The sequence below is a fragment of the Candidatus Harpocratesius sp. genome (assembly GCF_054039255.1).
On the sequence record NZ_JBPLBG010000042.1, the window covers coordinates 1 to 20,592 of the forward strand.

At 33.1% G+C, this 20,592-nt stretch carries 19 protein-coding genes; 3 read left to right on the forward strand and 16 right to left on the reverse strand.

The window, feature by feature from the left end:
* Positions 1-163 precede the first annotated feature (163 nt).
* From gcvPB to ACXLDF_RS09805, 8 genes are all read right to left on the reverse strand, one after another.
* Positions 164-1,606, reverse strand: a complete 1,443-nt coding sequence (gene gcvPB / locus ACXLDF_RS09770) for an aminomethyl-transferring glycine dehydrogenase subunit GcvPB (protein WP_457558335.1) — start codon at positions 1,604-1,606, stop codon at positions 164-166.
* 10 nt (positions 1,607-1,616) lie between these two features.
* A complete protein-coding gene (gene gcvPA / locus ACXLDF_RS09775; RefSeq protein ID WP_457558336.1) occupies positions 1,617-2,945 on the reverse strand; it encodes an aminomethyl-transferring glycine dehydrogenase subunit GcvPA in 1,329 nt (442 codons plus the stop codon).
* A gap of 108 nt (positions 2,946-3,053) precedes the next feature.
* A complete protein-coding gene (gene gcvH / locus ACXLDF_RS09780; protein ID WP_457558337.1) occupies positions 3,054-3,431 on the reverse strand; it encodes a glycine cleavage system protein GcvH in 378 nt (125 codons plus the stop codon).
* 118 nt (positions 3,432-3,549) lie between these two features.
* Positions 3,550-4,683, reverse strand: coding sequence for a glycine cleavage system aminomethyltransferase GcvT (gene gcvT / locus ACXLDF_RS09785; protein ID WP_457558338.1), 1,134 nt, complete (start codon positions 4,681-4,683; stop codon positions 3,550-3,552).
* A gap of 279 nt (positions 4,684-4,962) precedes the next feature.
* Entirely contained in the window at positions 4,963-6,351 is a 1,389-nt protein-coding gene (locus tag ACXLDF_RS09790; protein WP_457558339.1) for a hypothetical protein, read from the reverse strand.
* Between the two features lie 71 nt (positions 6,352-6,422).
* Positions 6,423-6,857 carry a metal-dependent transcriptional regulator gene (locus tag ACXLDF_RS09795; protein WP_457558340.1) on the reverse strand — a complete coding sequence of 145 codons (435 nt, stop codon included), beginning with the start codon at positions 6,855-6,857 and terminating at the stop codon, positions 6,423-6,425.
* A gap of 13 nt (positions 6,858-6,870) precedes the next feature.
* Positions 6,871-7,734, reverse strand: a complete 864-nt coding sequence (locus tag ACXLDF_RS09800) for a metal ABC transporter ATP-binding protein (RefSeq protein ID WP_457558341.1) — start codon at positions 7,732-7,734, stop codon at positions 6,871-6,873.
* Positions 7,735-7,736: 2 nt separating this feature from the next.
* The gene (locus ACXLDF_RS09805) at positions 7,737-8,738 is read right to left on the reverse strand and encodes a metal ABC transporter permease (protein WP_457558342.1); all 1,002 of its coding nucleotides are present in this window, start codon (positions 8,736-8,738) and stop codon (positions 7,737-7,739) included.
* Between the two features lie 142 nt (positions 8,739-8,880).
* Between ACXLDF_RS09805 and ACXLDF_RS09810 the strand changes: the two genes are divergently transcribed.
* Positions 8,881-9,921 carry a metal ABC transporter substrate-binding protein gene (locus ACXLDF_RS09810; RefSeq protein WP_457558343.1) on the forward strand — a complete coding sequence of 347 codons (1,041 nt, stop codon included), beginning with the start codon at positions 8,881-8,883 and terminating at the stop codon, positions 9,919-9,921.
* Between the two features lie 126 nt (positions 9,922-10,047).
* On the opposite strand, the gene ACXLDF_RS09815 is transcribed toward ACXLDF_RS09810, so the two are convergent.
* The 7 genes from ACXLDF_RS09815 to ACXLDF_RS09845 form a co-directional block, all read right to left on the reverse strand.
* A complete protein-coding gene (locus ACXLDF_RS09815) occupies positions 10,048-11,298 on the reverse strand; it encodes a 6-phosphofructokinase (protein ID WP_457558344.1) in 1,251 nt (416 codons plus the stop codon).
* Between the two features lie 510 nt (positions 11,299-11,808).
* Complete coding sequence (locus ACXLDF_RS09820) at positions 11,809-12,384, reverse strand: THUMP domain-containing protein (RefSeq protein ID WP_457558345.1); 576 nt, start codon at positions 12,382-12,384, stop codon at positions 11,809-11,811.
* 18 nt (positions 12,385-12,402) lie between these two features.
* Positions 12,403-13,137 carry a Sua5/YciO/YrdC/YwlC family protein gene (locus tag ACXLDF_RS09825; RefSeq protein ID WP_457558346.1) on the reverse strand — a complete coding sequence of 245 codons (735 nt, stop codon included), beginning with the start codon at positions 13,135-13,137 and terminating at the stop codon, positions 12,403-12,405.
* Between the two features lie 87 nt (positions 13,138-13,224).
* Positions 13,225-14,016 carry an SDR family NAD(P)-dependent oxidoreductase gene (locus ACXLDF_RS09830; protein ID WP_457558347.1) on the reverse strand — a complete coding sequence of 264 codons (792 nt, stop codon included), beginning with the start codon at positions 14,014-14,016 and terminating at the stop codon, positions 13,225-13,227.
* A 12-nt stretch (positions 14,017-14,028) separates the two neighbouring features.
* Positions 14,029-14,889, reverse strand: coding sequence for an SDR family NAD(P)-dependent oxidoreductase (locus ACXLDF_RS09835; protein WP_457558348.1), 861 nt, complete (start codon positions 14,887-14,889; stop codon positions 14,029-14,031).
* Positions 14,890-15,078: 189 nt separating this feature from the next.
* Entirely contained in the window at positions 15,079-16,392 is a 1,314-nt protein-coding gene (locus ACXLDF_RS09840) for an acetyl-CoA C-acyltransferase (RefSeq protein WP_457558349.1), read from the reverse strand.
* 180 nt (positions 16,393-16,572) lie between these two features.
* On the reverse strand, positions 16,573-18,345 hold the full coding sequence (locus ACXLDF_RS09845; protein WP_457558350.1) for an AMP-binding protein: 1,773 nt from the start codon (positions 18,343-18,345) through the stop codon (positions 16,573-16,575).
* Positions 18,346-18,520: 175 nt separating this feature from the next.
* On the opposite strand from ACXLDF_RS09845, the gene ACXLDF_RS09850 reads away from it, so the two are divergent.
* On the forward strand, positions 18,521-19,204 hold the full coding sequence (locus ACXLDF_RS09850; RefSeq protein WP_457558351.1) for an HAD family hydrolase: 684 nt from the start codon (positions 18,521-18,523) through the stop codon (positions 19,202-19,204).
* A 77-nt stretch (positions 19,205-19,281) separates the two neighbouring features.
* Here the strand turns inward: ACXLDF_RS09850 and ACXLDF_RS09855 are convergent, their stop codons facing one another.
* Positions 19,282-19,437, reverse strand: coding sequence for a hypothetical protein (locus ACXLDF_RS09855; protein WP_457558352.1), 156 nt, complete (start codon positions 19,435-19,437; stop codon positions 19,282-19,284).
* Positions 19,438-19,589: 152 nt separating this feature from the next.
* Here ACXLDF_RS09855 and ACXLDF_RS09860 point away from each other — a divergent pair, with 152 nt between their 5' ends.
* On the forward strand, positions 19,590-20,588 hold the full coding sequence (locus ACXLDF_RS09860; RefSeq protein ID WP_457558353.1) for a Rab family GTPase: 999 nt from the start codon (positions 19,590-19,592) through the stop codon (positions 20,586-20,588).
* The last annotated feature ends 4 nt before the right edge of the window (positions 20,589-20,592 follow it).

Below are 20,592 nucleotides of genomic sequence, written 5' to 3' on the forward strand. Positions count from 1 at the left end.
ACAATAAAAGGAAACAAGCGATTAGCCAGAATTGGTTGAAGAAAATGGAGAAAATAGAAGGGATTTTAGGGGTTTCAGGACTATTCTATGGAGAAAGATTACCGTGAAATCTCATGAAAAAAATGATCAGTAAAAAATGATCATAATCTTAGAAAGATAGAGATTATTCTTTTAGAATTGGTTTTCGTGCTGCGAGAGTATTATCTAACCGCCCAACAGGAGTGTTATGTGGGGCAGTCTTTAATATAGAAGGATCTTTTCTGGCTTGTTGATAAATATCTTTCATCGCTTGAATAAATCTATCCAATTCTCTTTTTGACTCAGTCTCTGTAGGTTCGATCATCATAGCTTGGTGTACAATTAATGGAAAATAGATAGTAGGTGCATATAAATTATGATCTAACAAAGATTTCGCCACATCTTCAGCAGTTACTTCATTAGGTAGATGGGCATCAACAACAAATTCATGCATATTAAACCGACCTTGGGAATTATAAGGAACATCGTATTCTGGTTGTAGTTGCGAACGAATGTAATTTGCATTTAGAACAGACATATTTGCAGCCCGTTTTAATCCATCAGCTCCTAATGCTTTAATATAACTGTATGCACGGACTAAAACACCAAAATTTCCCCAAAAACTTCGAATTCTTCCTATTGAATTCTCAGATTCATCAATACAAACAAAGTGCTCTTCTTCTTTAATTATCTGAGGGCAAGGAAGATGGGAAATTAAATGTTTTTTAACACCCACAGGTCCTGCTCCAGGGCCACCTCCACCATGTGGAGTAGAAAATGTTTTATGTAAATTTACATGGATAATATCAAATCCCATATCACCTGGACGGGTCATTCCCATTATTGGATTTAAGTTTGCACCATCATAATAACATAATCCGCCATATTTGTGGACAATTTCGGTGATTTTAGTAATATTCCTATCGAAAATGCCTAATGTATTAGGATTTGTCAGCATTAAGCCAGCGACATCACCTTCTTGCATAGCAAATTCTAATTGATCTAGAGGAATTTCACCATTTTCATCAGATTTTAATTCTATAATAGAAAAACCAGCCATAGCTGAGCTTGCAGGATTAGTTCCATGAGCAGAATCAGGTACAATGATTTTATCCTTCTTAATTCCTTGATTTTCAAAATATTTTTTCATTATCAAGATTCCGGCTAATTCTCCCTGTGCTCCAGCCGAAGGGATCAAAGTGAAAGCATCCATCCCACATATTTCGCATAACTGCATCCCTAATTCATGCATTAATTCTAAAGAACCTTCATTTTCATCTTGTAAGGGATGAATTTGAGTAAATCCAGGTAATCGGCACAAAACTTCATTAATTCGGGGATTATACTTCATAGTACATGAACCTAATGGATAAATGCTACGATCGAGAGAATGATTTTTCTCACTTAAATTCATGAAATGTCGCACAATTACAAATTCGGGAGTATCTGGAATATTTATCTTTTCACGAATAAATTCTTTGGGTAAAATTTGATCGATTTGAATTCCTGGAATATCCATAGAAGGCACAAAATTACAAGGAAATTCAGAGAATCCTTTCTCAAATATTAATTCAATATTATTTTTCATTTGATATCACCTAATCGGCTTGAGCCGCCTCCTTTGCTAATTGTAAAAATAATTCAATATCTTTCTTAGAATTTTGCTCAGTTACGCAAAATAAAGCGCTATTCTTCATCTCTGGATAATATTTAGTTAAATCTAAGGGAGGGAGAATATCATTAGCTTTGCATAAACCTTTTAATTTTTGATAATTCGGGCACTTTACTACAAATTCATTATATGTAGGTTTATTAGATAGAATTTGATATCCAGAGATTTCTGCTAATTTAGTTTTAAGATAATAAGATTTTTGGATATTTTGCATAGCAATTTGTTTCAAACCAGTTTTTCCCATACTGACCAAATAAACCAATGCAGAAAGCATGCAAAGAGACTGGTTAGAACAAATATTCGAGGTTGCTTTTTCACGTCTTATATGTTGTTCTCGCGCTTGTAATGTTAGAACAAAACCTTCTTTATCTCCATTAAGTTCTTTTGTTAATCCAATTAAGCGTCCAGGCATCTTTCGAGTATATTTATCATGAGTTGCAAATATTCCAAGTCCAGGTCCACCAAATGATGGAGGTAAGCCAAAACTTTGACCTTCCGCGACAAAAATATCCACACCAGTTTTTCCTGGGGGAACTAACACACCTAAACATGTTGGATCAGTCATGCATTGAATAACCAAAGTTTTCTTATTCAAGTTTTTAATTTTAGTTACGATTTCGTTTGCATTTTCAATTTCACCAAAAAAATTTGGACTTTGAAAACAAACACCACCAATTTCAGAATTTACTTTTTCTTCTAATTGATCTAAGTTGATTTCTTCAACTTCAAAATTCCTTCCCCAACAATATGTTTTTACCGTCTCCACGTATTCAGGATGAATTCCTTTAATGAGAAGAATTTTCTTTTTTCTTGTTAAAAATGCAGCCATAATCGCAGCTTCTGCTAATGCTGAAGCACCATCATACATTGAAGCATTGGTTACATCTAATTCTGTTAAGCGCGCAATTGCTGATTGGTATTCAAAAATGGCTTGTAAAAATCCTTGGCTTGCTTCTGCTTGATATGGAGTATATGCTGTAAAAAATTGGCTTCTACTTATCACAAAATCGACAAGGGAAGGAATGTAGTGAAAATATGAACCTGCACCGATAAACGCAGTTGAATATTGTTTATTCTTTTCAGATAATTTTGTGAGTTCTTTCAACAAATCTGGTTCAGAAATTCCATTAGCTAAATTCAAATGATCTAATATTAAATTCTTTGGAATATCTTGATATAAATCATTTAACGAATCCACACCTATTGCAGTTAACATTTCTGCAATTTCTTTATTGTCATGAGGAACGTAATCCATTGTTTTGCCTCTTTAATTATTATAAATAATTGGAATAGGAAAAAACGAAAATGAAAGAAATAAAAAAAAGGTAACAATATATAATGCCAAAAAAATCACGAAGTCTATTTATCCAAGAGTGGCTTTATACCCATCTGCATCCAAAAGAGAATCCAACTCGCTCGGATCAGACATCTTGATCTTTACCAAAAATCCTTCTCCGTAAGGATCAGCATTTATTTTTTCAGGTTCATCTTCTAAGGCTTCGTTGATCTCAACAATTTCACCTGAAACGGGGGCAAGTGCTTCACCTACAGCTTTAGAACTTTCTACACTACACATTTCTTCGCCTTTCTCAAAGGTATCGCCTACTTCTGGTAATTCGGCAAAAACAATTTCTCCGAGTTGATCTTGAGCATGGTCAGTAATACCAACAATGGCAATATCACCTTCCACTTTAACCCACTCATGAGTTTCGGCATATTTTAAATCTGTTGGAAATTCCATAACGATTCACCATTTATTTTTATGAAAAAAAAAGTCTCCCAAAGATCAAGGATGATAATTGGGGTAATACATGATTACTTTTTAATGATTGTTGATCGCAAGTTGTTTTTAAAATATATTAAATTTTTCTTCCTCTAGAATAAAATGGTGTTTTTACAACAACTGCCTTTTTAAACTTGTTTCGTATTTGAACATCTAATTCTTGTCCAATTTCCTTAAATTCACTCTCAATTAATGCAAGCCCAACAGATTTTCCAACTGTTGGAGCAAAGGTACCAGATGTAATATAACCAATTTCTTTTCCATCTTTAAATACCTTATATCCATGTCGAAGAATTCCTTTTTTGACAAGATTTAAACCTACACTTATCCTGGAAGTTCCTTCTTGTTTCTGTTTTAAAATTACATCTTGTCCAATAAACTGAAAATCTTCTTTTTCTTTAACAACCCAAGAAAGATTTGCTTCAATTGGGGTAATACCCGCATTAATTTCATGGCCATAAAGTGCAAAACAGCATTCTAATCTTAATGAGTCCCTTGCGCCCAAGCCAATTGGTTTTGCACCAGTATCCAAAAAGGTTTGGAAAATAATTTCAGCATATTTTTTATCACAGCTGATTTCAAAAGAACCTAATTCTGGTGAAAAATCATCTTCTCCAGTATATCCTGTTCGAGAAAGAAATATAGGGATATTTCCTTTGGTGGTTTTTACTTCAGTATAAATCCAATTAAACCGCTTAACTGTAGTAATGTCGTCTGTTGTAATCGGATTTAATAATTTCATGGTTTCAGGCCCCTGAAATGCAAAACGAGCGCGTTCTAGGGAGAGATCACTAATAGTAACATCAAAATCTCCAATGTGGTTTTTTATCCAATTAAAATCTTTCCCTTCTGTTTCAAATGGTTGTGCATTGGCAATAATTCTCACTTTCTCTGCATTTTCTCGATAAATATAGAGATCATCTACAACTCCCCCATTGGGATAACACATATGATTGTATTGTGCTTTAAAATCTCCTATTCCTATACTATTTGTCAAGAGAGTTTTCAAAAGTGGAATTGTGTCGGGACCTTCAACCATAAATTCTGTCATGTGTGAAATATCGAAAATACCAGCATGCTGACGTGTCCAATTATGTTCAACAATAACTCCTTCGAACTGGACCGGCATTAGCCAATCTTCAAAATTTACAATTCTACCCCCAAGTTTAACGTGTATATCATACAGTGGGGTTTTTCGTGGTTCAGGCATATTTGTATCCCTTCCTAAGAGTGCCACGAAGAGAGGTGGTAAGGAAGAAAGCGATACAATCCATTTAATTATTTTGGTTAAAAATCCATAAAATATGAGATATAGAAAAAATTAGAAAAAACCAGAATATTAAAAATTCACGGAATGATTTTGGATAAACTTTGTTAAAGAAATGAGATTTTAATTGAAAACATTTTCTGATATCCCGTCAAAGAAAATGAAATTAATCTTAATTCAAAAAATAAAAAAGAAATAGTAAAATTACAAAAGGAAAGAAGATTATTTTTCCTTTCCTTTATTTTTCTTTTTTTTTTCCTTCTTTTTCTTCTTCTTCTCTTTTGATTTTGAAATTCCTTCATCTATACCTGAATCTATTTTTTCTTCTAATAATAGGATTTTTTCAAGGGTGAAGAAATAACCATTATGTAAGAAATAAGAAAAGAGCAATCCCAAAATAGTAAAGACACCAATTAAGCCGCTATAAGCCAATAAAGCCAAACCACTACTTAAACCAGCTAATATAGTAAATATATTCCCTTCTCCACCGCCAGATGTTACATTAACTATAAGAGATACTAACCAAATAATCAAACCAATCGTGATCAAACTTATGGCGAGCAGTATTCCAATTGTGATTATTTTTGCTGAAGTATTTTCCTTTTCGATCTCTTTTGGATGATATTGAACAAAAAGTGAAATCATAATTAGGTTGTTTCCGCGTTTGTAAAAGAACATTGAAAAAACCATTGTTCCAAAGAATAATGCTGCGAAAATTCCATAAAAAGAGATTTGAACACCTATAGGATATTCACGAAATTGACTACCCCAATCACCAGTTATTGATTCAATTATTGCCCAAACAACACCAAATACAACACCAATTAGCTCAAACACAATCAAACCAAAAATTATTTTACCAGTTAGTTGTTGTTTTGATGTAAACTCATAAGTTGATTCGACCCGCTCATTATAGGTTAATATACTCTCAATAACCCAATTATGACCATTTTGCCAAATAAACACCATTGAATAGACTAATCCATCAAAGAGCAGAATTATTAAGCCAATAATTAAGGTGATTGAACCACCTGTTAGTTCTGTAAGAAATTCAGGAATACTGTTAGGCGTAAATTTCCCAAAAAGAAATTCAATCAAAGCAATGATCAACCCTGTAAAAATCAGAAACACTGCAATTAACGTTCCAGCTGCAATATATTTTGCGATTTCATACGCTTCATCTTTAGATGAGGTAGACGGTTTAACTGGTTTAAATAATGACTTTTGAAGATTTCGGCTTCCACGTTTATAGAAAACTACTAAAAATAATACTAAGAAAAGAATCCCTAACAATACTAATCCAATAATAAATAATTGAGTTTGAAGAGATAATAGTAAAAACTGGTTGAATTTATCCGTAGAAAAAAGATCTCCAATTGCCCAGACCAATCCTATTGCTGTAATGAAAATTCCAATGATGGTCATCCATAAAATTGTTTTTACAATAATTGATTGAATTAGTTCTTCGCGCTCTGAAGGAGTAAGGTTATCTTTATCCTTCTTTTGAGACATTTTTTTGTTTTCGGGAGGTGCAAAAGGCTCATTTGCAGAATTTGAACTTCCCGTAGAACTTCTTTCAGGTCCATTAGAATTTGTTTCATTATTCGACATAATTGTACACTCCTTAGAAATAAAATTTCGTGTTAGTAACTATTTAATAATAAGAATATAAATAGATACCCCTAAAATTTATTTTCATGTTGTGGATAGTACCGGCTTTTACAGAGATTAAAATTTATTGAAGTTTTCGGAAAATTGTATTTATCACAAATTGCATCAATTAATGAACATTTTACTCGTCCTGCAAGATGAATTGCTTGGAGATGGGCTTCTTCATCGGATAAATTTAACGTATCTTTTAAAAAGAATTCGATAACAAAATGATGATTAGAAAGATGACTTGCAGCTTCCATTCCTTCTGAAGTCAGATTAACTAATCCATATTTTTCCCAAATAATTAAAGATTCTTTTGATAATCGTTTCAAAACAGAATTTAATGTAGAATGCGGGATATTTAATTCTTTAGCGATATCACCGCTTCTGATTGGTCTTCCCCAATAAAAAAGAAAATCTAAGACTTGATTTTCTTTTTCTTTTAAAAGTGTTCCATCTAACATTTTTCCTCAACCCTCATTCTGGCTCAAAAAGATTATAAGCTATAGAAATAGCTTTGTCTACTCGTGGATCTGTCGGATTCCCATCAAAACGAATCATTTGGTCTAAAACAAATAAGCGATCACAGTGTTTTCGAATCAAATTAACATTATGATGAACCATCAGAATTGTTAAACCATATTTCTTATGTAATTCATCAACTAAACTAAAAACTGATCTTGTCATTTCAAAATCAAGGGCACTTGTTGGTTCATCTAATAGTAAAATTTTAGGATTTCTAGCGAGAGCCCGAGCTATTAATATTTTCTGTTGTTCTCCTCCAGATAAATGTCCAATCGGCCTGTTGGCAAATTCATGTAAATGAACTTGAAGTAAAGCATTATGAACCATTTCATGATCGATTTTTTTTGGTCTGTGAAACAAACCTATTTGCCCATACCTGCCCATTAAAACTGCTTGTTTTACAGAAAGGGGAAATTCCCTTGGAATTGGACTTGATTGCGGCACATAGCCAATTGAATTACGTATTTTATTATCGATCGGTTTTCCATAAATTGAAATTGTTCCTGCGATGGGTTTTAATAGATTAAGAAGTGTTTTTAATAGTGTTGTTTTCCCAGAACCATTGGGTCCAATAATGCCAACATATTCTCCTTCTTTGATAATGAAATTCAAATTTTGAAGAACCAAATGCCCAGAATATCCAATGTTAACATTGGAAAATTCAATCGCATGAGAATTTTGTGAATTTTGTGAAATATGTGAACTAAGTGTAATTCGCGAATCTAAACTATTTTTTACAGAATCGCGAGAATAACTAAGAATGGAATTATCAGGATTATTAACTTGTTCGTTCTTTGCACTTTCAGAAGTATTCATTATTATTTTTCCCCTCCTTGCAAAGGATTTAAATTCGAAACCACTTTAGCAGTTTTATACTTGATAGAATCAAAATCACCATCTTGGCAGTAAGGACAATCTTCGATGTTATTCAAATCACGACAATATCGACATTCTTTCTTGTGTTCTAATTGATCTTTAGCTGTAATAAAGGTTGGAATACGACGCTTTGGAGAAAAAATAAATGATATTCCAAAAATAAAAGTAACAATCAATACAATTGTGGAACCCGTTGGTAGATCGAAAAGATAACTAAACATCATTCCAAAGAAAGATGAAATTGATCCAAATAATGCACTAAGAAACAACATGAGGTTGACCTTATATGTCCATTGATAAGCTGCAGCTGCTGGAGTTACTATCATGGCAAATACAAGAATAGCCCCAATTGCTCGTAAAGATATTGTTATAATTGCTGCAATCATTCCTACTAATAAGTAATTTAGAATTTTTACAGGAATTCCAGATATTTTAGCCATTGTTTCATCGAAAATTATAAATAATAACTCCTTTTTTAAAAGAAAGAATAAAATAATGACAAAAAGCGAAATAATAATTAGCCGGATGAAATTTTCTGCAGTAATTAACAAAGCATTTCCAAAAAGAAGAGCTTGAATATTGGTACTATATTCTTTATTCAGCCCTACGAATAAAATGGCTAAAGCCATAGATAAACTGAACATGATTCCTACTGCAGTATCATTTTTTGATGAAGAATCCCGCTCGTTTATGTATCCAATTAACATTGCAGTAGCTTCACCAAAGAGGAAAATAGTGAAAAATGGATCTATCCCTAATAAAATAGCTAAAGCACCTCCTGCAAAACAACTATGTGCAATTCCAGCCCCTAAAAAGCTCATTCCCTTTAATATTATAAACACTCCAATTAATCCACAGACAATACCTACGATAATAGTAGAAAACAAAGCTCTTTGCAGATATGCATATTCTAAATTTTGAAAAAATTCAAGAATCCCACTCATTTTTGACGTTCTCCTTAGTTATCAAGGTACATTTATTAATTATAAATTTTCGATTCTTAAAAACATTTACGATTCATCGTAAAATTTAAAATCTTCTGAAATCTTATTGTATATAAGTTAACATTTCAGGAGGAAATCCATTATGATTAAGAAAAAAAATGCTTATTTTGTCTTATTTCCTTTAGTTATTCTATTTGTAACCCCATTGCCTGTAAATGCACAATCTTCATCCCAAATCAAAGTAGTTGCATCAGTAGAATTATTACAAGACTTTGCCAACCAAGTTGGAGGAAATTTGATTGACATCACAGCAGTTCTTGTTGAAGGAACGGAGGATCCACATACATATGAACCAGTACAGTCTGAAATAAATGCATTAATGGAAGCAGATGTTCTTCTTCTGATGGGACGCTCTGATTTAGAACCTTGGTGGAATAATTATAAGGAAACTGTATTTGAAGACAACCCGAAATTACGTGTTGTTTCAGTTATGAATGAAAGTATGGCAATTATAGACCCCCTTTTAAATACAGAAAATCCACACGTATGGATGTCTCCAGAAATCGCAAAAGAGATGGTCTATAATATCTATCTTGGATTTAATGAATTATTAAATTCTGAAGATAAAACACTTTTGACACAACAATACAATACCTACAACGATAAACTAGATAACCTGCTTACTCAAATTAGTGAGGAAAAGGACAAATACTCTGGTTTAAAGGTAGTTGTTCATCATCCTTCCTTTATGTACCTATATGAACTTTTAGGAATACAGAGAATTGCAGTTATCGAAGAACAGCACGATGTTGAACCAAGTCCTCAACATATTCAAGCCATTAAAGACATTATGAAATCAGAAAATTGTACGACTATTGTCAGTCAAACAAATCTTGACAATTCTCTTGTTCTTCAACTAGCACGAGATATGAATTCTAGTATTGTTTGGGGAATCCCTCTCTTAGGTATGAAAACAACCAACGAGACAACTATATCAACATATATTGATATGATACAATATAATCTTTGGGCTTTGGAACATCCTGAAATACCAAGTTCTGCAACCTCTTCAATTCCTGGATATTACTTGGGTATTTTTGGAGGAACTTTTGGTGTAGCGATCATAGTACTTCTACTAAAACCTAAATTCAAGAAACTCTTAAATACAAACGTAAACGATTAAATCACTTGAAAATAGCAAAAAAATAACCAAATTTTTTCTACTTTTTCTTTTTATTGGATATATACAATTAGTACAATTAGTAAAAAAAGAAAATAAAGAGTATACTACTATTTTACTTAAATAATTTTACTTGAACAGTTTTTCTTTGCTTTTGTGTTTCACAGAAATCATAGCTTCTTTAATTTTTAATAAATCTGAATCAAGAGGAATCAAGCGTTTCTTAGATCCTTCTACAATATCTACTGCTTCTATTTTAGTTCCTTGTAACGAAGTCATTTTTCCAAATTGTCCCTGTATTACATAATCCATAGCATGATATCCATAGCGTAAACCTAAAACCCGATCATAGACATTCGGAGTGCCTGATCTCATTGTATGTCCTAAAACTACTGATCGAATTTCATAATGGGCATGTCTTTCATTGAAATATTGTTTAATATCCTCGCGTTTCTGTAATTCTTTTTCAATTTTTTTAGCCATATTCAATTTTGATAAAATTGGGTTCCCAAAACTATCTTTTGGTAATGCTTCAATATCTTTCTGACTTATTGTAGTAAAATCGCGCTCCAATGATTTGGGATTAGGATAAGCACCTTCAGAACATGCAATAATATGAAATTTATATCCTGCATTCGCTCTTTTTTTCAATACATCAACAACATCATGTTCAAAATCAAAAGGCAATTCAGGTAATAAAATAATATCCGCTCCACTTGAAAGACCAGAATATAGTGTTAACCAACCTGCATCGCGACCCATTACTTCTACTACAAAAATTCTTTGATGAGAATGTGCAGTGGTAGTAAGGTTATCTAGAGTATTACTCGCTAATTGGGCACCACTGAAAAAGCCAAAAGTAAAATCAGTTCCCGCTAAATCATTATCGATTGTCTTAGGACAAGCTACAATATGCGCCCCACCATATTTATACATTGCTGCAGCCACTCCACAAGTATCATCGCCACCAACTGCAATTAACGCATCTATATTTAAATCTTGGAATTTAGAAGCCAAATCTTCCCCGATTTCTTTTGTTAAATGTTCTCGTTCTTGAGGATCTTTAAGCTTCGCAACTGCCTTAAAAGGATTTGTACGCGAAGTATACAACATCGTTCCACCCTTAGTATGAAGATCATCCAATTCTCCAATATCGAGCACTTGTGTATAGTGATCAACCAAATCTTGAGTTAATTCAGATTTTGGATAGTTGAACACTTTCCAACCCTTAATAATCCCCACAACTTCAACTTGTTTTGAAGAGTTCTCAGCAGCTCGTAATAATGCACCATAAATTACTGCATTTAATCCTGGACAATCACCACCACCTGTGAGAATACCAACACGTAATCGATTAGTATTATTATTTTTTTTTTCCATTATTCTTACATCTCTTCTTTATTCAAACTTATTCGCACTCAATCAAATTATTGGCATATAGTGCTGTTGTTCCGTAAATATAAATTTAATTTACCTATATTTTATTTGAATTTTTCTGCATTTTTATTTAAAGGAAAAATTTATGATACTCTAGAACTAATTCTTCTTTCGCCAAAATTTTATTAGATGAATTTACCTTAGTTAATTTAGACTTTGATTTATCATAATTAAAAGTCTCCAAAATTAAGTAGAAAAAAAATATACAACTAAGGCTGCCGCACGGAATTTATTTTGTCTTTTTGGATGTCCGGCTATATAGGTCGGACTTGATTTCACCTCCTTCGGAGGTATCTACTTTTACGGATCAGTTTGATCCGCTTCTGTGCGGGGCCACTCATTCTTTAAAAATTATAATTTAAAAAAACAACAATAAATTTGATTTTAATTGAAGTTTAATTTAGTATCCTAAAATTCAGAAAAAAAACAAACAAAAAGTTAAAAAATCGCAGATTACATTTCATCCATCCATGTACTATCATTTTCATATAAAAGATCTCTTCGCTCACTGATTGGCTTAAAGATGTCGTCTTTTGAGAGTATTGCAATACCAGTTTGTTTGCCTAGGATCTCAAATTGCAAGTTCCAATCAAAATTTTTCAAATCAACGGGATTAGAAATAAGAGGTGCGATAGAATTAATAATATCTTCAGGTCGTAAAGGCGAATTACGTTTTCTAACGGTAATACGAAATTTTGATGTAGGAACATGACAAATTTGAGATTCTGCGATTAATTCTAAGACCGCTTCTTTAATTACGGGTAATTCTGTTGCCGTAACAAGGTCGATTGGATAAATTTTTTGAATGAATTGAATATAATTCACATCCTTAGAAGTAATCACATCACGCAGATAATAAATTAAACGTCGAGGGGGAAGATTTGTATATCCTAAAATTAGACCTTGAAAATTGGATTTGTAAATAATAGGATTAGGATCGCCAAGCGACATTAAATTGAACCATAGTTCGGTTTTGGCTTGTTCCTCAAATTCACGAGCAGTTGAAACTAATAAATTGAATTTTTGCATTATTCTGTTCATCTCAAATTAGAATTCATCTTTTTCCATATTTAAATTAGAAAAGGAATCATATATATTAGCTTCAGAGATCAACCCTTCTATCTCAATTTGGAGGGAATTTTCATCGAATATCGCCACTTGAGTGGCAGGATACACTTTTTTACTTTTCTGCAAACGACCTGCATCAGCAACAACTCCTAAGTACTCATTACCGAATTCATTCATCACAGTAACCGCATCTTGCGCATTGAAATTGGATGAAATAGCGGCAAAATTCCCCATTAATAGAGGAGGATATCCATGATCAACTAGATAAGAAAAGAAATTTTGAGCAACAGGATGACGTGGAACTAAAAGATAGACCGATCGCTGTAAAAGACTTGTTTCTAATTCTGGATTAGCAGAGAAAATTTGTTCTTGCAAAGGATTTTCTTCTAAATGGATAAAGGGGACATGCATCACGAGATCTCCTGGCCAATATAATTCGGCAACTTTAGTGGCAAGATCGCTTAATAATCCCCATTGAGACAAGGTTTTGATTGAATCTCCGATAAATATTACATTTTCAACGAAATTTACGCCATATAAATCCCAATATATCTGTAAAATACTTGGATTACTTGGGTCTCCAGCTAAACCATATCCTGCTTTCCCCCATGGAAAAGCAATCATCTTTCCTTCTTGAAAAACATCAAAAATATGCCGATAGAAGATATTCCATTGATCTTGTTGATTTGAACGGAATTTCAAAATTAATCCCATAATAATATTCAATATAATGAAAATAAAGTGAAAAAAATTTGGGTTATCGAGTTATCAAATGATCAATAATAGAATTTTTACACATTTCTATATAAACGCGCCACCGTCACCTAATATCAATTGACCAGTAACCCAATTTGAAAGTTCAGAACTGTAAAATGCAACAATTCTGGCAATATCAATAGGCCGTCCACCTATTTTATTCCGTGAAAATGGAATGGCATTAATTGCAATACTTCGAATGGCTGGTGGAAGCCCCAATTTCATTCCAGGCTTCTTTTCTTGAGTCATTCGTGTTTCAATGAAGCCTGGTGCAACAGCATTTACACAAACGCGATATCGGGCAAATTCACGGGCAACAGCTTTGGTATAGCCGATGATACCCCCTTTAGCAATAGCATAGTTTGCTTGTCCGATATTTCCTGAAACACCTGTTGTAGAAGCAAAATTAATTATTTTCTTAAATTCATCATTACGCTCTTCTTTAATAAATTCAGGCATTACTGCTTGAGTACAAACATGTGTACCCTTTAAATTTACATCAATGATGAATCGCAATAGTTTGTCATCCATTTTGTGAATTAAGGCATCCCGAGAGGTACCAGCATTGTTTACCAATATATCGATTTTTCCGAACTTTGCAATGGTATCAGCAACCATTTTTTCTACTTGTTCTTTATTTGTGACATCACATGGGCATGCTAATACATCGCCACCCATATCACGTAATTCTTCAGCAGTTTCATTGCACGGAGTAGGATCGATATCATTAATAACAACTTTTGCACCTTGTTCTACAAAAAAGGTCGCAATACCTTTGCCAATACCCCGTCCAGAACCAGTAATAATTGCAACTTTATCTTTAAGTAATTCTTTCATTTTGATTTCCCCCTACTGCTCCAATTTCAACCATAATCCCCCATCAACACTAATTATTTGACCAGAAATTGCAATTGCATCATCAGAAGCTAAGAAACACACTAATGGGGCCACTTTTTCAAAAGTAATTGGTTGTTTTGACATATCTGTTTGAGTAACCATAAAACCACCTTTGGTTTTTTCTTTTGGACCTTGCATTTTTTTCTCTGCAAGGGGTCCAAATGCAACAGCATTTACATTTGCAAAACGCCCGAATTCACGAGCCATACTTTTCGTCAATCCTATAATTGCTGCTTTAAATCCTGAATACAGAGCTCCCAAACTCATACCCGCTTTCCCGACCATACAGGTTAACATAACTACCTTTGCATAAGTTCCTAAAGTTTTAGTTTGAGTTGAAAATTGTTCTCGAACAGCTGCAAGCAGGTGGAAAGTAGGTGTGATGTTTTTATCACGTAGCTCATCAAATAATGTATTGTCGCTGGCATCTAAGCGTACGCGTTCAAATTTATCAAAGTTTGTAATTAGAATATCGAGTTTTCCAAATTCTTCAACAATTTGATTAACCATGGTTAATGCGGGATTATCTTTCCAAATAACCCGTGTTTTCGTTTTACCTCGTTCATCAACATATTCTTCGGTTTCATATGTGCGATCTTTTAATAGATCACAATTATAAGCTTTTGCGGAACCACCTAAACTAGAGACACAAGCTTGAGTTACCGCAAAATCAAGGTCAACTAAACAAACTTGTGCTCCTTCATCTTGGAGTTGTTTGGCAATTACACCACCCAATCCAATCTTAAATTTATCTTTTTTTAGTTTTCCCAGATTTCCACCAATTAAGGCGATTTTTCCATCAAATTTTCCCATATTCATCACAACTCCTAAAAAAACATTTAAAATTGAATACTTAATTGTTATTTTACTATTTTTTAGTCGTACGTTTTAGTATCATCCTTCTTATCGCATTTTTTGTTTTTCTAGAATTCTATGTTTTATTAAAAAAAAAATGTTTTAAAGAAAAGGGTGAATTCAACCGAAATAGTATTCCTATTTCTATTAAGCATCAGGATTTTCAATTATGGTGGTAACCCCTTGTCCACTACCACAACACAAAGTAGCAACACCATATTTTGCTTTCTTTTCTCTAAGAATACGCGCTAATGTTCCAGGAAGTCTTACTCCGCTTGCGCCCAGAGGATGACCAATTGCAATTGCACCACCTTTTACATTTACTTTTTCTCTTGGAATATTGAAGTGATGCATAGCATTTAACACAACTACTGCAAATGCTTCATTAATTTCCCAATAATCAATATCTTCTGCTTTTAGACCAGCCTTTTTCAAAGCAATTTCTGTGGCAGGAACTGGTCCACGACCCATTACTGAAGGATCTACACCTGCCCACCCCATGGAAACAATACGAGCAATAGGTTCCAATCCATACTTTTTCACTGCCTCTTCTGAAGCAAGCATCATAGTTGCTGCACCAGCATTTAAGGGAGAAGAATTTCCTGGAGTAATAACACCACTCTTGGTACCAAAACGTTCCTTGTACTCTTTACGTTTGAATCGTTTATGTTTATATCCTCCCATATAACCAGGAGTACTTACTGCAGGTAATGAAAGAGTCTTTTCAATGGTGGCACCTCTTCGAATTGCTAAATCGTGATCAACAAGCCATTCTTCTTCCAAATTCCCTTCTTTGTGTCCTAAAACAGGTACGATTTCACCTTTGAAATAACCTTCATCTAGTGCTTTTTCAGCCCAATTATGACTGGTTACTCCAAATTTAGCCATATCTTCAATTGAAATATGATCACATTCATATTCAAATAATTTTTGAGCAGTTTGAACCATGCTCATGCCAGTCATGATATCAATATCATCCCGATACCAGAAATTTCCTTCACTTTTGATAATTAAATGTTTTGGCGCAACCATGTTTTTCTGAAGCGTTGGATCCATAGGTTCCATAAACATATGTTCAGCTCCTGAAGCTACAAAGATATCATTATCTCCAGTTTGAATTGAGAGAATACCGTGATGCATAGCAGACATAGCTGAACCACAAGCACGATCAAAGAAGAGGGAGGGCACACTTGGAGGCATATTTCCTGAAAACCAAGCATTGCGTGCAGCATATGGCCAATTTGTTCCAACTGGAAAAGAGCAACCATAACCAAATTCTGAAACATCTTCAGGAGCTAGTTTATCTTTCATACGTTTTTCAAACATATTCCGAAGAGTATATCCCACTAGTTGATCTGCACGAATTTCGCTGAATGCACTTCGTTCCCGACTTTTTGGTCGAGATCGTGAAAAAGGAGTGCGAATATAATCCACAATATAGACATTATTAAGTTGTGTCATTGAATAATCACATTTTTGTTGAATTCTTCCAAAATTTTCAATCTGGGCATAAATTTCAAAAAATTTACCCAAATTTGAATTGGTGAAGAAAAGATTCATTGTAATGGTTAAAAAAGCTTTTTTCAAAATTTTTCATGAATTTACAAAGAAAAATGAAAAAGAATCTTAATCTTTCTTTCTTCACTCAGAAGATAATTTACGGCGGAGAATCTTGCCAATTGCATTCTTGGGTAAATTTGAGATGAATTCAAAATATTTAGGAACTTTCCAAGAAGTTATGTTCTTTTTACACCATTTTTTTAACAATTCTGCAGATAATTCAAAAGGGTAATCTTGTTTTTGCACAATCCATGCTTTAATCGCTTCTCCTGTCTTTTTATCTGGGACTCCTGTAACTGCCACTTCTAATATACCTGGATGTTTACCAATTAAATTTTCGATTTCAGACGGAAATACTGAGTGACCTGCAACCTTGATCAACTGTTTCTTTCGATCTAAAATAATAATTCTACCTTCTACATCCATATACCCAATATCTCCTGTTAACAACCAGCGCCTTTTATCCCAAATTTTAATTGTTTCAGCAGTTTGGGAAGGATTGCGAAAATACCCTTTCATAATTTGTGGTCCAGAAATACATATTTCGCCAAAATAGTCAGGTCCAATTTCTTTTATTGGTCCTTGCTCAAAATTGTTAATAGGAAATATTTCCCAATCAGTGCCAGGAAGAGGGGTTCCAATTGTTCCTATATCGCGAGGACCATAAATATTGTTAATACTTACTCCCGGTGATGCTTCGGTTAATCCATATGTTTCTGTAATTAATGTACCTGTTTTTGCTTCAAAGGGTTTTCTAACATATGAATGCAAGGGCCCTGCTCCCGATAAATTTATCTTTAATAGATTATCCAAAGGAAATTTTCTTAAAAATTCTTCAGGTAAGTCAATTATTCGCTGAAAAAGTAATTCAACACCTGCATAACCGAAATAATTAAGATTTGGCAAGCGATGAAGTGTTTTTACAAGTTCTTTTACAGGAGGTGGAATTGGAAAAAGAATCATCCAAGCACCCACGCTTATAACTGCGTTCATCACGATAGTATGAGCATAACTATGAAACAACGGAATAACTCCGATTAATCCTGAATGGTGCCCTAAATGTATATTACCTGATGGATCTGAATGCTGTGTAATGAAAATTCCCGCTTGTTTTGCATTACTGACAACATTTTCATGAGTCAATTCTGCAGCTTTTGGGATTCCAGTTGTTCCACCTGTCATAATTAATGAGGCAACATCTTCAGAAGCATCAATTAAAATTGAAGGAACTTCTGAGAATTTTGAAGATTTTTTCATCAAATTAACGAATGAATAAACCTTGGGATGATTAACTTTTCCAGTTGGAATTTTTTTCAACCATTTACCGATAGTTTTCTTAATTTTAGACATTCCTTTAGCGAAGTCAACAATATTTGTTTTAATTATCCAATCAAATTTCCATTTAGAGCTGAATGGTTGTATTTTTTCGTCAAATAGAGAATCTAATACTATTATTTTATGAGATTCTGTCAACTGAAGTTGATGAAGAACTTCTAATGGAAAATAGGTAGGATTGATTCCAGAAACAATAGCACCTAATGAAGTTATAGCATAATAACTTACAACATATTGTATGCAGTTAGGTAAAAGCAAAGAAATAACCTCTCCTTTTCGTACCCCAATCGTATATAGAGCTTTTTTCAAGGAATCAACGTAATTTTTAAGCTGAGAATAAGAAACAAATGTATCTAAAAACCAAATCACAGGATCATCTGGCCATTTCTTTACAGAACGTTCTAACATAACAGGTAGAGTGATAGTAAAATCAATATCAAGTTGATGAGGAACACCTATAGGCCAATATTTGCTGTGAAAAAATGGTCGATCAGATGGAACGGGATATTTAACAGGCATGATTCAGATCAAATCAATAATAATTAGATATCGAACTTTATAACGCTTTGGTGAATAAGTGAAAAAATGATAAAGATTTCAAAAAAGCATTGAACCTTAGCAATTAAATAGTTTCAATTCAAATTTCTTATTCTTTTCCAATTATTTATCTATTATAAAATATTGGTTCACTCAAATGGCGTTAAAAGGCGTCTTATTCGATCTGGATGGAACTTTGATACATTTTCAAATTAATTACCAAAAATGTAGATTACAAACAATCCAAATTCTAGAGGAACAAGGTTATCCTAAAAATATTCTAAGCACAGAATCATTTGTTTTGAAAATGCTTAATGAAGCATCCAGTTATTTTATTCAAAAAAAGCATTATTCAAAGGAAAAGGTTTTGGAAATTCGAAAAATGGTTGATCAACTTATTGCAAAAGAAGAATTCATCGCGGCTCAAAAAGCAGAAATTATTCCAGATATGGATAAGGTTCTTGAATATTTAACCCAATCTAATTTAAAATTAGGAATTATAACTTTAAACACCAGCAAAAATGCCATGATTTCATTACAGCAGGCAGGTATTTATCAGTATTTTCCAGATCCAAACGTAATAATTGGACGGGACCGTACTTCAAAAATCAAACCAGACCCTGCACATGCATCATCTTTCCTCAAATATTTCGGTTTGAACGCTTCAGAAATATGCATTGTTGGAGATCATCCGTCAGATATCGAAACTGCAAATCGGTTAGGTGCACATTCTATTGCAGTAGTCTCTTCAAAGCATAAAAAAGATGAATTTAAAACACCATATTTCGTAAAACAAGAAAAACCACTACCGAAATTACTTGAACTTTTAAAAAATATTTGAAGAATTACAAAAATAAAAAAATTATTATATTGTAGTCTAAATCTCGATTTCTTAACAATTCTTGATTTAAAGAATGATTAATCCTTACTAGAATGCTGGCGTTCAAATATTTTTGAAATATAATATTTTGTTACTAACTTCGATAAAATTCGCCATTGACGAACATTTTGCAGCTCTAAACATTCGTTCAGTTGATTAACTAATGCAGTTAAAGAAAATTCTTTTTGATCCATATTTCCTTTACTCTATGTAGCTATTTAAAATTGGAAAATTTCGAAAAACAAATTCACTAATTAAATGAAAAGTGAATATATTAATGTTAATAATGATTATTTTTTTCTAAGGTAATTTGAGTGATAAACGAAATTATATGGTGAAAAATCACATGGTAAATGTTTTCCGATTAAATCTACTTATCAACTCCATACTTAAAACACTTTCTGATAAATTATATGGAGTTTTAATACTAAGTCCTACTCATGAAAAAATTACATACTTATTTCAATCAAATATGGATGAAAATTTGAAAGAAAAGCTTGAAGAATTAATGGATGCAAAAATGGTTCAAGAATCAGTCAATTTTGAATCCCGTAAAGTTGGAGTATACACTTTTTCGACACAATATGGTCGAATTATATATTCTGAAGCAGGGCCTGAAGCCCTACTTGTTTTTCTGTGCCCATTAAAAGCAAATGTAGTTGAAGTTTTTCCATATATTTTCCTTTCAGCAGAAAAAGTTGCTCGGATTAATCTTGGAAAAGAAGTAAGTATGGTAATACCAGAGTTCAATATCCAATCTTCTGAAAATCCTGAAGATTCAGCCCATCATGTGATCCACTTAGAAAAAGGCAGATTTTCAATGAAAGTAATTTTAGGTGGAGATACAAGCGTGGGAAAAACAACATTAGTTGAAAATTTTGTAAATGAAAAATTAAACGATGATTATAAATCTACAATTGGTGTTAATATTATGACTAAACATATGAATTTTCCGATGTGGGAAATCAACGTAGATTTTAGTATTTTTGACATGGGCGGGCAGGAAATTTTTAGACCAGTTAGAAATTCATATTATACAGGCGCACGCGCGGGTTTCTTAGTATTTGATGTCACACGACCCGAAACATTCGAAAATGTTAAAGAATGGTATAAAGAAGCAACCTCTGCAGTGCCAGACATTACTCTAATTCTTATAGGAAATAAGATAGATTTAGTAAATGAACGGAAAATTTCAGCGGAGCAAGGTCAAGCATTAGCAGAAAAATATCATATAAAATATATTGAAACTTGTGCCTTAAATAAAGATATAGTTGATGAAGCATTTCGAACATTAGGTTTTACATTCATTCTTAAGCATAATCCTGTTCATGTTAAAAAATCATAAGGAG

Excerpts from the sequence above, each read along its gene's own strand:
- ACXLDF_RS09800 (WP_457558341.1), bottom strand. The coding sequence starts at position 7,734 with ATGAATACTTCTGAAAGTGCAAAGAACGAACAAGTTAATAATCCTGAT.
- gcvH (WP_457558337.1), bottom strand. The coding sequence starts at position 3,431 with ATGGAATTTCCAACAGATTTAAAATATGCCGAAACTCATGAGTGGGTT.
- ACXLDF_RS09855 (WP_457558352.1), bottom strand. The coding sequence starts at position 19,437 with ATGGATCAAAAAGAATTTTCTTTAACTGCATTAGTTAATCAACTGAAC.
- ACXLDF_RS09790 (WP_457558339.1), bottom strand. The coding sequence starts at position 6,351 with ATGTCGAATAATGAAACAAATTCTAATGGACCTGAAAGAAGTTCTACG.
- ACXLDF_RS09825 (WP_457558346.1), bottom strand. The coding sequence starts at position 13,137 with ATGGGATTAATTTTGAAATTCCGTTCAAATCAACAAGATCAATGGAAT.
- gcvPA (WP_457558336.1), bottom strand. The coding sequence starts at position 2,945 with ATGGATTACGTTCCTCATGACAATAAAGAAATTGCAGAAATGTTAACT.
- ACXLDF_RS09810 (WP_457558343.1), top strand. The coding sequence starts at position 8,881 with ATGATTAAGAAAAAAAATGCTTATTTTGTCTTATTTCCTTTAGTTATT.
- ACXLDF_RS09835 (WP_457558348.1), bottom strand. The coding sequence starts at position 14,889 with ATGGGAAAATTTGATGGAAAAATCGCCTTAATTGGTGGAAATCTGGGA.
- ACXLDF_RS09795 (WP_457558340.1), bottom strand. The coding sequence starts at position 6,857 with ATGTTAGATGGAACACTTTTAAAAGAAAAAGAAAATCAAGTCTTAGAT.
- ACXLDF_RS09840 (WP_457558349.1), bottom strand. The coding sequence starts at position 16,392 with ATGACACAACTTAATAATGTCTATATTGTGGATTATATTCGCACTCCT.
- gcvPB (WP_457558335.1), bottom strand. The coding sequence starts at position 1,606 with ATGAAAAATAATATTGAATTAATATTTGAGAAAGGATTCTCTGAATTT.
- ACXLDF_RS09820 (WP_457558345.1), bottom strand. The coding sequence starts at position 12,384 with ATGCAAAAATTCAATTTATTAGTTTCAACTGCTCGTGAATTTGAGGAA.
- ACXLDF_RS09815 (WP_457558344.1), bottom strand. The coding sequence starts at position 11,298 with ATGGAAAAAAAAAATAATAATACTAATCGATTACGTGTTGGTATTCTC.
- ACXLDF_RS09805 (WP_457558342.1), bottom strand. The coding sequence starts at position 8,738 with ATGAGTGGGATTCTTGAATTTTTTCAAAATTTAGAATATGCATATCTG.
- ACXLDF_RS09860 (WP_457558353.1), top strand. The coding sequence starts at position 19,590 with ATGGTAAATGTTTTCCGATTAAATCTACTTATCAACTCCATACTTAAA.
- ACXLDF_RS09845 (WP_457558350.1), bottom strand. The coding sequence starts at position 18,345 with ATGCCTGTTAAATATCCCGTTCCATCTGATCGACCATTTTTTCACAGC.
- gcvT (WP_457558338.1), bottom strand. The coding sequence starts at position 4,683 with ATGCCTGAACCACGAAAAACCCCACTGTATGATATACACGTTAAACTT.
- ACXLDF_RS09830 (WP_457558347.1), bottom strand. The coding sequence starts at position 14,016 with ATGAAAGAATTACTTAAAGATAAAGTTGCAATTATTACTGGTTCTGGA.
- ACXLDF_RS09850 (WP_457558351.1), top strand. The coding sequence starts at position 18,521 with ATGGCGTTAAAAGGCGTCTTATTCGATCTGGATGGAACTTTGATACAT.